The organism is Corynebacterium sp. HMSC074H12 (genome assembly GCF_001813755.1).
GTDB classification, from domain to species: domain Bacteria; phylum Actinomycetota; class Actinomycetes; order Mycobacteriales; family Mycobacteriaceae; genus Corynebacterium; species Corynebacterium hiratae.
Map to the genome: position 1 here is coordinate 1 of NZ_KV813893.1, position 12018 is coordinate 12018.

General features: G+C 61.9%; 9 protein-coding genes. 6 read left to right on the forward strand and 3 right to left on the reverse strand.

Annotation, left to right across the window (positions count from 1 at the left end; genetic code table 11):
* Nucleotides 1-180 precede the first annotated feature (180 nt).
* A complete protein-coding gene (locus HMPREF2932_RS03980; RefSeq protein ID WP_246818616.1) occupies nt 181-1062 on the reverse strand; it encodes a LysR family transcriptional regulator in 882 nt (293 codons plus the stop codon).
* A gap of 129 nt (nt 1063-1191) precedes the next feature.
* Between HMPREF2932_RS03980 and HMPREF2932_RS03985 the strand changes: the two genes are divergently transcribed.
* From HMPREF2932_RS03985 to HMPREF2932_RS04005, 5 genes are all read left to right on the forward strand, one after another.
* Nucleotides 1192-2877 carry a thiamine pyrophosphate-dependent enzyme gene (locus tag HMPREF2932_RS03985; RefSeq protein ID WP_071409657.1) on the forward strand — a complete coding sequence of 562 codons (1686 nt, stop codon included), beginning with the start codon at nt 1192-1194 and terminating at the stop codon, nt 2875-2877.
* Nucleotides 2878-2889: 12 nt separating this feature from the next.
* Nucleotides 2890-4227 carry an aromatic amino acid transport family protein gene (locus tag HMPREF2932_RS03990; RefSeq protein WP_071409658.1) on the forward strand — a complete coding sequence of 446 codons (1338 nt, stop codon included), beginning with the start codon at nt 2890-2892 and terminating at the stop codon, nt 4225-4227.
* Nucleotides 4228-4240: 13 nt separating this feature from the next.
* Nucleotides 4241-5281, forward strand: a complete 1041-nt coding sequence (locus HMPREF2932_RS03995) for a histidinol-phosphate transaminase (protein ID WP_071409659.1) — start codon at nt 4241-4243, stop codon at nt 5279-5281.
* Between the two features lie 151 nt (nt 5282-5432).
* Complete coding sequence (locus HMPREF2932_RS04000) at nt 5433-6809, forward strand: NAD-dependent succinate-semialdehyde dehydrogenase (protein ID WP_071409660.1); 1377 nt, start codon at nt 5433-5435, stop codon at nt 6807-6809.
* A gap of 9 nt (nt 6810-6818) precedes the next feature.
* Nucleotides 6819-7592 carry a nuclear transport factor 2 family protein gene (locus tag HMPREF2932_RS04005; RefSeq protein ID WP_046647723.1) on the forward strand — a complete coding sequence of 258 codons (774 nt, stop codon included), beginning with the start codon at nt 6819-6821 and terminating at the stop codon, nt 7590-7592.
* A gap of 225 nt (nt 7593-7817) precedes the next feature.
* Here HMPREF2932_RS04005 and HMPREF2932_RS04010 read toward each other — a convergent pair whose 3' ends face one another.
* Both HMPREF2932_RS04010 and gabT read right to left on the reverse strand, forming a co-directional pair.
* Nucleotides 7818-9047, reverse strand: coding sequence for an aromatic amino acid transport family protein (locus HMPREF2932_RS04010; protein ID WP_071409661.1), 1230 nt, complete (start codon nt 9045-9047; stop codon nt 7818-7820).
* Nucleotides 9048-9125: 78 nt separating this feature from the next.
* Nucleotides 9126-10454 (reverse strand): 4-aminobutyrate--2-oxoglutarate transaminase, encoded by a 1329-nt coding sequence (gene gabT, locus HMPREF2932_RS04015; RefSeq protein WP_046647721.1) that lies wholly within the window; start codon nt 10452-10454, stop codon nt 9126-9128.
* Nucleotides 10455-10571: 117 nt separating this feature from the next.
* Between gabT and HMPREF2932_RS04020 the strand changes: the two genes are divergently transcribed.
* Nucleotides 10572-12017 carry a PucR family transcriptional regulator gene (locus tag HMPREF2932_RS04020; protein WP_046647720.1) on the forward strand — a complete coding sequence of 482 codons (1446 nt, stop codon included), beginning with the start codon at nt 10572-10574 and terminating at the stop codon, nt 12015-12017.
* Nucleotide 12018: the final 1 nt, after the last annotated feature.

Below are 12018 nucleotides of genomic sequence, written 5' to 3' on the forward strand. Positions count from 1 at the left end.
GACTCCGTGTCCAAAAACTCCATAGACATCACACCTCCCCGCTAACATGGCGCGCTACCGCGCGCCGAGCAACTGCCATTGCTGCCAAAGTTCTCGCCTCGCCCAAGATCTGGCCAGAAGTTTGGCAACTGGGGCAGTTATCCACTGCGAAACGAAGCGCCCAGCACTAAGAAAACCATCTCAGCGAAGCGACCCCGCAATAAAACTACGGAAGCGCTCAGCAATCTGCGCAATTTCCTGCCCCGCGAAGTGCCCCGGGGACCACGCCGCCACCAGCGGCACACCGCCCAGAGTCCGTTCACCATCGACCACGTCGAAGCCCACCAGCCGCGCCGGCTGCAGTTCTGTCATCAAGGCCACGGCCCGGCCCGAGCGGGCCAAGGCGCTCAAGGTTGCGGTGTCATCGCACTCGACGTGCGAGCCCAAGGCGCAACCAGCCGTGCCCACGAAGGAATCCACCACCCCGCGGGACACGCTGCGACGCGAAGGCAGAGCCACCTTTTCTTGCAATAACCTTTTAACGTCCACGCTGGTCGAACCCGCGCACTCCAGCGCCAATGGGTGCGTCGGCAGCACCCAGGCGCGCACCGGAATCGTGCCCAACGCCAATGAGGCCACGTCATTGCCCGGCGGGATGGTGGCAATCACCACGTCGGCGGAGCCTTCCAGCGCGTCGAAGACGTCGTAGTGCGTAACCGGGGTCGTGGTGAGCAGTGGGATAGTCGAGCCAGCGGCCTCGATAAAGGGCGCAAGCAGAGTCGAAATCGTCGTCGGCGTAGCAGCCACGCGCAGCGCCGGGATACTGCCCGCGCGGAGTGCCTCCACCGCCTGCCCGGCGCGCGCGGATTCGGCGAGGAGGCGGCGGCACGTCGGAATGAGAGCGTGTGCCGCGTCGCTGAGCGCCAGTGCGGAGCCGGCCCGCACGAATAGCTCCAAGTCCAGCTCCTTTTCAAAGCGCCGAAGCTGCCGACTCAGCGCCGGCTGGGTTATTCCAAGGCGCTCCGCGGCGGCAGTCACCGTGCCAGCTTCGGCAACCGCAAGGAAATATTTGGCCTTCACCATGTCCATTCCCCTACTTCTACCACTACTAATGCCTTGAGGGCATGGCTTTCCAGCTTTTGCGACATTAGACAACATGACATCATCAAAGAATAATGAGACCACTACCACAACAACCCCAGGGAGGTTTCCATGTCACACGTCGGCGCCGCCATTGCCGAATCCCTCGCCGCGCACAACGTCACCCGCGCATTCCTCGTGCCCGGCGAAAGCTTCCTGCCCGTGCTCGACGGCCTCTACGATTCCCCCGTGAAGGCCATCGTCTGCCGCCACGAAGGCGGTGCCACCTACATGGCTGAAGCCCACGGCAAAGCCACCGGACAGCCCGGCGTCGCCATGGTCACCCGCGGCCCCGGCGCGGCCAACGCCTACGTGGGTATCCATACCGCCTGGCAGGATGCCACCCCGCTCGTTCTCTTCGTTGGCCTTATCCCCATCTCGGATCGTGACCGCGAGTCCTTCCAGGAGTTCGATCCCAAGGCGTGGTTCGGCACCCAGGCCAAGCAGGTCTTTGTCCTCGACGATCCGTCGCGTGCCTCCCGCGTCGTGGCCGAAGCCTTCTTCCAAGCCCAGCAGGGCCGCCCCGGCCCCGTCATCGTGGGCCTGCCGGAGGATATTCTCCACCAGGAGTTCACCGGCAGCATCCACCCACCCATCCCGGTGTCGGAAGGCGCGCTTTCCGACGAGCACCTGGACCTCCTCTCCCGCGAACTGAGCCGCGCAGAGCGACCACTCATTTTTGCCGGCGGTCCGCGCTGGACCCCGGAGGCCGCGGAGAAGATCACTCGCTTCGCCGAAGAGCACCGCATCCCGATCATTCAAGACTTCCGCGCCGCTGACCGCGTGCCCTTCGACTCCCCCGCCAACGCCGGCTGGCTCGGCTATGGGCGCGACCCACGCGCGGCGCAACTTTTGGAAGCTGCCTCCCTCGTCATCGAAGTCGGTGCCGTTCTCGGTGATGTTCCTACCGACGGTTACACCTTGCGCCAATCACCGCAAGCACGCAACATCGCCATCAACCCCGATACCAGCCTGCGCGGCCACTCGGTGGCGCTGGTAGAACACATTGTGGCGAGCCCCGTGGCCTTCGCTCACACCCTGGACCGCTTAAGCGTCGAGGGCAAGGACACACGCGGCGAGTGGTTCGACGCCGCGCACGCGAACCACCTCGACTTCGCCACCCTCCCCGAGCCCGCGGACTACCGCCCGGGCAAGGAGGGCACGGCCCACATGGAGGCCGTCTTCGCAGCACTCCACGACCAGCTGCCCAAGGACTCGATCTACACCTTCGGCGCCGGCAACCACTGCATCTGGGCCCAGCAGTTCCTGCGCTCGCAGGTCTACCCCTCCCAGTTCAGCGTGCGCAACGGGTCGATGGGCTACTCCATCCCGGCCGCAGTGGCCACCAAACTGGAATTCCCGGAGCGCACCGTCGTGACCGTTGCTGGCGACGGCGAATACCTCATGAACGGCCAAGAACTGGCCACCGCGCTGCAGTGCGGCGCGCCTTTTCTCATCATCGTCATGTCCAATGGCGAGTTCGGAACCATCCGCGATCACCAGAAGAAGCACTTCCCCGACCGCGTTTCCGGCACGCAGCTTATCAACCCGGATTTCGCGGCGGTTGCCCGCGGCTTCGGCGCCCACGGCGAGCTCATCACTGATGACGCCCAGGTACCGGAGGCCGTGGCCCGCGCCCTGCGCGCCATCGCCGAGGACGGCGTACCAGCGCTTCTCAACGTCATCACCGACCAGGCCCATTCCCTGCCTATCCCGCCCTCCCCGGTTTTACACACCGACGAAACGCCCACCAGCTAAAGGAGGCTCACCATGAGCACGACACATACTCCTCCAATTTCGAATGCCGTACCCGCTAGCCAGCTGAAGGAAGGCGAGCACATTGTGGGCGATGGGGTCGTCGCCAAGCAGCGCCCCGCTGCCTCCACCGCATCGTGGATCATTACGCTCTTCGGCACCGCCGTGGGTGCTGGCATCCTCTTCCTGCCGCTGAATGCCGGCGGTTTCGGGTTCTGGCCGCTGGTCTTTGCCACGGTCTTCATCTTCCCCTTGGTGTACTTTTCGCACCGGACCTATGCACGCATTGTTGCGGGTGCGCCCACGGAGGACCACGGCAAGGACATCCTCGAGTTGGTCTCCCAGTATCTGGGCAAGGGCCAAGGAATCGTCTTCGCGGTGCTGTACTGGATCACGGTCTTTTCCACCGTCCTCATCTACGGTGTCTCCATCACCAACGCGGTGGATAGCTTCATTGTCAACCAGCTGGGTGGGCCGTCGCTCGACCGGTGGCTGCTGGCCATGCTCTGCGTGGGCGTGATGACCGGTGCCTTCGCCATCGGCCGCAAGCCGATGATCTGGCTGGCCCAGGTGCTGGTCTACCCGCTGATTATCGCCCTGGCCGTCACCTCCATCTACCTCATCCCGCGCTGGGACCTGCACAGCTTCATCCATTTCGATGACGGCTCGAATGGCTACGGCGGCATCATCAAAGGCATCTTCCTCATCCTGCCGGTGCTGGTCTTCTCCTTCTCCCACATGGCGGCGCTGTCGCAGTTCGCCATCGACATGCAGCCGCAATACGGCGAGAAGACCGAAAAGCGCGTTTCCCGCACGGAGTTTTACACCGCTATCCTGCTCGTCGTCTTCACCATGTTCTTCGTGTGGTCCTGCGTCCTCGCACTCGGCGCCGACGGCATGAATGAGGCCCTCGAGCAAAACATTCCGGTGCTCTCCTATTTCGCCAACGTCACTGGCACTCCGTTCATGGCTTACATGGCCCCCATCGTGGTCATCTGCGCCATCGTTTCTTCCTACTTCGGCCACATGCTCGGTACAGAAGAAGGCACGGAGTACCTGCTGAAGAACGCCGCGCCGAAGCTGGCGGAAAAGGTCTCGCACCGCACGCTGCTCAACATCATTTATCTCATCGCCTTCGTGTGCACCACGCTCGTGGCAATCTTCAACCCCTCCATTATTTCCATGATTTCGGTTGTCTCCGGTGTCTTCGTGGCGTTCATCGTCTACCTGGTTCCGGTGTATATGTTCAAGAAACTGGACGTCTACAAGCAATTCCGCAATGACCCGTGGAACTACTTCGTCTTCGGCATGGGCCTGCTAATTATGGCCGTGACCATCTGGGACATGATTTAGAAAGGACGTGAAAATGCTTCGTAATGATCTCTCAAGCTTCCCCGAGTACAAGGTAGGCAAGGATTTCCCCAATGCCTTGAAACTCTCCTCCAATGAGGTCCCCTTCCAGCCCGCCGAGGACATTATTGCCGCGGTTGCCGACGCCGCCCGCACCACCAACCGCTACCAGCAGCCCGGCAGCCTGGAGCTCACCAACGCCTTGTGCAATTACCTAGGCGTTCCGGCGGATCACATCTTCGTCTCCGCGGGTTCCACGCCCATCCTGCAGGCCACCATCTTGGCGTCCTGCCACACCGGCGATGAGGTCATCGTGCCCTGGCGCAGCTTTGAGGCTTACCCCCTCTACGTGCGCATGGCCGGCGCGGAACCGATTCTGGTCCCACTCACGGAGGATTACCGCGTCGATTTGGAGGCAGTCCTTGCCGCCCTGACGGAGAAGACCAAGCTCATCATCCTGTGCAACCCCAACAACCCGACGGGCACGGTCATCACGCGCGGTGAATTCCGCGCCTTCATGGACCGGGTGCCCGAGGATGTCGTGGTCCTGCTGGATGAGGCCTACTGGGAGTACAACGACGCCCCAGATACCCCAGATTCAGTCGAGGAATACCAGCGCTACCCCAACCTGCTCGGCGTACGCACCTTCTCCAAGGCATGGGGCTTGGCCGGCATGCGCGTGGGCTACGCGGTGGCTGGCCCAGAAATCATCAATGCTCTGCAGCTGCTCTCCCTGCCGCTGACGGTGACCGCCATGGCAGAAACTGCCGCCGTGGAGGTGCTCAAGCGCCATGACGAGCTTGACGACGCCGTTGAGATCACCAAGGCACAACGCGACCGCGTCTGCGCGGAACTGGGAGCTGAGAAGTCCTACGGCAACTTTGTCTGGCTGCCGCGCGCGGATGCCGCGGAGGTGGAGACGAAGATGCTTGATGAAGGCGTGGTCATCCGCCGCTACCTCGATGAGGGCGTGCGCGTGTCCATCACGGACGAAGCAGAAACTACCCAGTTCTTGGAGGCCTGGCGCCGCGCAGGCATTGAGCCTTGGCGGGGCTAGGTGGCCTCCTTCTTTCACCCCCTCAGCCCAAGTGCCCCATAAGCCCATACTGAGACAAATGACATAAAACGCAAGGACCTTGCAATAAGTCACATACAACCCCATAATGGGGCGCAACCCATACACACTTCAATCATTGGAGGATGAAGCAATGTCCGGATTTCGCGTAGAAAACCCCGCTACCGGTGAGGTTCTCGAGACTTTTGATCACGCTACTGACCAGGAGGTCCTGGCCGCTGTCGACTCCGCGCACGAGGCATTCCTCAGCTGGCGCGAGACCCCGATCGAGGAGCGCGCCAAAGTGGTCACGCGCGTTGCCGAGCTCTTCGAAGAGCGCAAGGATGAGCTCGCAGACATCATCGCTACCGAAATGGGCAAGCCGGTCTCCGAGGGCGTCGAGGAGGCTGAGTTCAGCGGCGCTATCTTTAGCTACTACGCCGACAATGGCCCGAAGTTCGCCGCCGACGAGGAAATTCCCGTCGAGATGGACGGCAAGGGCTACATTCAGCGCCGCCCCATCGGCGCTCTGCTGGGCATCATGCCGTGGAACTTCCCCTACTACCAGGTCGCGCGCTTCGCCGCCCCGAACCTGATGCTGGGCAACACCATCGTCTTGAAGCACGCCACCATCTGCCCGCGCTCCGCGCTTGCTATCCAGAAGATCATGGATGACGCCGGCGTGCCCAAGGGGGTCTACACCAACGTCTTCGCTACCCACGAGCAGGCAGAGAAGATCATCGAGCACAAGGAGCTGCGCGGTGTTTCGCTCACCGGTTCCGAGCGCGCTGGCGCTGCGGTGGGCTCTCTGGCTGCGAAGAGCCTCAAGAAGGCAGTACTGGAGCTCGGTGGCTCCGACCCGTACGTCATCCTCGATACCGATGACGTCAAGCAGGCAGCCAAGGATGCGTGGGAGACCCGCATGTACAACACCGGCCAGGCATGCAACTCCAACAAGCGCCTGATCGTTATGGACGATATCTACGACGAGTTTGTCGCTGAACTGGTCGAGCTCGCGAAGGCAATGAAGCCAGGCACCCCGCAGGAGGCTTCCGAGACCGTCTACACCCCGTTGTCTTCGCGCAGCGCGGCAGAAAAACTCAAGGAGCAGATCGACCGCACCGTGGCCGCCGGTGCCACCCTGCACGTCGGCGGCGAGCTCGTCGATGAGAAGTCTTCCTACTTCAGCCCCGCCGTACTGACCGATGTTCCGGTTGGCTCTGATGTCTACTACGAAGAGCTCTTCGGCCCGGTGGCCACCGTGTTCAAGGTCAGCAGCGATGAAGAGGCACTGAAGCTGGCCAACGATACCCAGTACGGCCTGGGCGGTTGCGTCTTCTCCAAGGACGTCGAGCGAGCAGAAAAGGTTGCTCAGCGCTTGGAGGTTGGCATGTCCAACGTCAACACCTACGCGGCTGAGGGCGCCGAGGTGCCGTTCGGTGGCGTCAAGAACTCCGGCTATGGCCGCGAGCTGGGCCCCTACGGCATGGATGAGTTTGTCAACAAGCGCACCTACTTCGTGGCCAACTAAGGAGATCCCATGACGTCACTAGGAAACTTCGTTCTCGAGGTCCACACCGCGCTTTTCGACGGCCACGATACCTCCGTCCTGGACAAGCACTTCGCCGACAACTTCGTGGAGCACTCTCCCCTCATCGCTAATGATGCAGAAGGTCTCAAGAAGTTTGTCACGGATCTGGGCGAGGGCCTGAAGTACACCAACGCCCGGGTGATTGCCGACGAAGCCAACGGCCTCGTCGCTTTGCATGGTCGCTTCGACGGCATCGAGGATGAGCCCTTCGTCGGTTTCGATATTTACCGCGTCGAGGGAGACAAGATTGTCGAGCACTGGGACAACCTCGTTCCCCTGGCAGAACCGAACGCAAGCGGCCGCACGCAGCTCGATGGCGCTACCGAGATCGGTGATGAGAGCCTCACCGAGCAGAACCGAGAGTTCGTCATCGAGTTCTTCACCCGCTCGCTCATCGGCGCTGATTACTCCGGCTTCATCGACAACACCCGTGATGATCAGTTTGCCCAGCACTCCCCTGATATCGCCGATGGCGCTCAGAACTGTGTCGATTTCCTCACCAAGCTGCAGGAGGATGGCGAAGGTCTAGAGTATGAGCGCATCCACCGCACGGTTGCACAAGGACAGTTCGTTCTGACCCATTCCGAAGGCAGCATCGCTGGTGCGCGCCATTCCTATTGCGAGCTGTGGCGCGTCGAGGACGGCAAGCTCGTCGAAATGTGGGATGCCATTTCTGAGGTCCCGTCCGATGACGAGGCGCTTCATAAGCACGGCATCTTCTAGGCCGTAGCCTCAGTTGCAAACCTAGGCAGCATGCCGAAAGGCTGGGCCGCTCCTTGATATGGGGAGCAGCCCAGCCTTTTCGTGTTTTCGGCATGGTCTAGTTCCAGGGCCGGGCTACAACTGCCCGTTCTGCCAAAACCAACGCTCCTGACTCAGGATCTGGCCCGAACTTTGGCAACTAGGCGAGTTCGTCGCGTCTAAAAGTGCCGCATCTAAAAGCCGGCCCTAAGCCCAGCCTGCCGGCACCAACCCGAGGATGGAAATGATCGAGTAGATGAAGGCCAAGACATAAACCACGATGATGGTGCCCTGAATTACCGGGTGTGCGAGTCCGCCCACGTTCCAACCCGGGTCGCGGTCGCCCTTCTTACGGGAGGCGTGCAGCAGCATCACCGGGATGACGGACATGATGGCGCCCGCGAAGCCACCGGCATAGGACAATGCCGCAACGAAGCCGCCGAGGCCAGCAATGGAAATCACCAATGGCGGAACAACCGTCAGCGCCACCGCTACGATGCGCTGTCCCTTCACGCCTTCCCAGTGGAAGATGTCCAAGACGTTGCGCATGGTGGTAAAACCAATCGCCAAGAACGAAGTCAGCATGGCAGCCAGCGCAAAGATATTGGCCATGTAGTAGGCCACTGGACCAAGGGCCTCACCCCAGGCAATGGTCACCACCTCGGTGACCTCCATGCCAAGCAGACCAAGGGCGGCAAAAGGAACCAACGCCAAGGTAAAGCCCGTCACCACCATGCCGAGCACAATTGCCCGCGCGGTCTGCTGCGGCTTAGCCGGGTCCATTCCTTGTACCAGCTCCGGAACCACATACTGCGCCAGGAAGGAGAACACCGCGAGGTTCAGAATCGGGACGATGAAGAAGGGATGAAGAACCAGCAGGTTCTCAGCCTTGATACCCGGTCCCAGGATTGTCCATCCACACAGCACCGCGATAATGATCGCCATACCGGCAGTGATGGCTCCCTCAGCTGCACCCGTGGTGTGCAGGCCGCGGTACATCACCCACGAACCGAAGCCGAAGAAGATCAGCGTGCCGAGTAGCGGCGGCAACCCGAAGATGTTGTTGATCAAGTCACCCGAACCAGCAGCATAGGCAATCAGCGCACCGATGCCGTTGACGATGATGGCCACGAAAACCAACCAGCGGCCCCACTGCCCTAGGTAATGCTCCGCCAATCCGGAAACCTGCAGCGGCGCCTTGGTGCGCATGGCTGTCTCCGCCACGTACAGCATGGAAATGGTCGTGAGGGTGCCTGCTATCAGCAAAGCGATAACGAGTGCGAGGAACCCTCCGTTGCGGGCAGCATAAGGAATAGAGAGGACACCAGCACCGATGTTGGTGCCGAAGATGAGGGCGATGCCCTGCACGAAGGACAGCGCGGGTTTGAATTCCGCCGTGGACTCATCCCTCTGCGGCACGGAAATGTTGTTGGACAAAGACTTCTCCGATGACTTTTAAATGGCTATTAAAACGTGAACTCACCCGGCCATCGCCGGGTGAGAACTACAGTCGCCTTACTTGTACTCGTTGAACTGCTTGACGACGACCTGCAGCGCCTCACGCCACAGGTCTTCCGGGATAGCCAGGGAGGGCAGGAAGCGGATGACGTTGTGGTCGAGGCCGCAGGTGAGCATGAGCACGCCCTCGGCCTTGGCGGCGTCGACAATCTTGTGCACCAGCTCAGCATCCGGCTCACCCTCAGCGGTAACGAATTCGAGGGCGAGCATGGCGCCGCGGCCGCGGAACTCTGCTACGCGCTCATCGCCCAGGATGGGTTCCAGCTCCTCGCGGGCAATCTTCTCCAGGTTCTGGGCACGTGCACCGAAGTCCTTCTCCTCGAACTCCTTGAAGGTTGCCAGCGCAGCAGCACAAGCCACCGGGTTACCCGTGTAGGTACCGCCCAGGCCGCCCGGCTGCGGAGCATCCATGATCTCCGCACGGCCGGTCACTGCGGACAGCGGCATGCCGGAGGCAATGCCCTTCGCAATGGTCACCATGTCCGGAACGATGCCCTCATGATCGGAGGCGAACCAGGTACCGGTGCGCATCATGCCTGCCTGGATCTCGTCGACGATGAAGACCACGTCGTTGTCGTTGCACCACTTCTGGATTGCTGTGAGGTAGCCCTCGGCAGGGACGACGAAACCGCCCTCGCCCTGGATCGGCTCAGCGACAACGCAGGCCAGGTTGGCTGCGCCGACTTCCTGCTCAATCATGGTGATGGTCTTCTTGGCAGCCTCGGCGCCGCTCAGGCCGTCACGCAGCGGGTAGGACATCGGGGCGCGGTAGATCTCCGGCGCGAAGGGACCGAAGCCATTCTTGTAGGGCGACTGCTTGGCGGTCATCGCCATGGTCAGGTTGGTGCGTCCATGGAAGGCGCGGTCCATGACGACAACGCCGCGCTTGCCGGTGTAGTTGCGGGCAATCTTCACGGCATTCTCAACAGCCTCCGCGCCGGAGTTGAACAGCGCAGTCTTTTTCGGGTGATCACCCGGGGTGACCTCGTTGAGTTTTTCTGCCACGGCCACGTAGGACTCGTACGGGGAAATGGTGAAGGAGGTGTGGGTGAAGTGTGCAACAGCTTCCTGCACCGCGGCCACGACGGCCGGGTTAGAAGCACCAGCGGAGGTCACGGCGATGCCGGAGGCAAGGTCGATGAAGCGGTTGCCGTCGGCGTCGGCAAGAATGCCGCCATCCGCGTCCACCACGTAGCCCGGAAGCGAGGGCGCCATGCCCGCGGGGAGGGCATTCTTGCGACGCTCATCCAGGGCGGCGCTCTTCGGACCCGGGACCTGCTGGCCCAGGTGGCGGGACTGCTCAATGTGGTACTGAAGTTCCTGCATGGTCTTCCTTTTGTGTTGGGATGAATAGGATGCCACTTAGTGTGGCCCCTACCACCCTTGCGACACTATCGACAGGGTGTATAAATTTTGAGCCCACAACTGTGTAGCCTGTCCACCATGAGTGAGATTTCCTTCCGCTGGCTCACCAACCAGCACTCGCTGAACCTGCGCCCGCTCGTTGAGGGCAAACCCGCGTTCAGCACCATCCACGCTTCAGAGCTCGCGGACCCCACCGAGTTCACCTCTCCCGGCGCGCTCATGCTCACTCTGGGGCTCGTTTTCCGCGACGACCCGGAAGGCTTCGAGCACTATGCCGCTGCTCTCGCCGCAGCCGGGGTACACGGCATTGGTTTCGGTACCGGACTCGCCTTCGCCGAGGTACCACCCGTACTGACCCGTGCTTGTTCCCAGCATCACCTCACCCTTTTTGAGATTCCGCGCGCCACCCGCTTCGTGTCCATCACTACTGCGGTAGCCCAGGAACAGGCCCGCCTCGAAAACAATGCGCACTTCACCTTCCACCGCCAACAAGAGCGCCTCAATCACGCAGCTGTGTCGGGCATCCAAGCGCTCATCGATGAGGCGAGCAATCAACTCAGCGCCGCTGTAGCAGTAGCCAGTTCCTCCGGAGCGGTGCTCAGCCGCAGCGATCGCGGCCAGCTCAGTGCGGCCGACGCCGCGGTGGAGGCCGCGGAGCAGACGGGGCGGGGCACGGGGACGTCGACAAGCACAGGTGCCACCATCACCAGCACCTTCGGCTCCGCGGGCCGGCGTTGGGCCGTCGCCGCCAGGCGCTCGGAGAAGTTCGATTCCTATTCGCGCGCGCTCATCCGGCATCTATCGGGTCTGGCCAGCCTGCTGCTTGATCACCCCGATGGCAACAACCACGCTATTCTCGGGGCGCTAGCGCTTGATGCCCAGCTCGCCGGCGTTGACTCCCCCGCCCTGCACGCGGCCTTTCACTTGATTGATAGCCACGACCTCGTGGACATCCTCTACCTCACAGCCTCGACCCCCTCACGCCTCGCGCGCACAGTGAGTGAGATCGGCAAGACCGAGCCGCACAGCTTCGTCCGCCCGGAACAGGATTCTGCACTTCTCATGCTTCCTCCGGGAACCGCAACCTCACACCTGTTCAAGAAACAGTCGCGCTACCTTCGCGTCTCCGCCCTTCGGGGTGTTGCGTGGCAGGAGCTGAACCCAGCACTGCTGTCTTCTCTTCAAAGCCATGCGCGCAGCCTGCCCCTTGGCACCGTAGCGGCCTTTGATTCTGCTGCGCCTACCTGGCTGGTGGAACCCGGCGTCTCGGAGGCCCTCGGCGCCCGGCGCGCGGCCACGGTCAGCCGCTTGGCCGCCCACGACGCGCAGCACAACACCGAGCTGCTCGCTACCTTGCGCGCCTTCCTCGTGGGCAACGCCAACTTGGCCACCGCTGCGGCGGAGCTGGGCGTTCACCGCCACACGGTGCGCGCCCGGCTAGACAAGGTAGAAAACCTCTGCGGGGTGGACCTGGGCAATCCCGTCACCCGTGCGGAACTCCTCTTACTCAGCATCGACTCTTAGG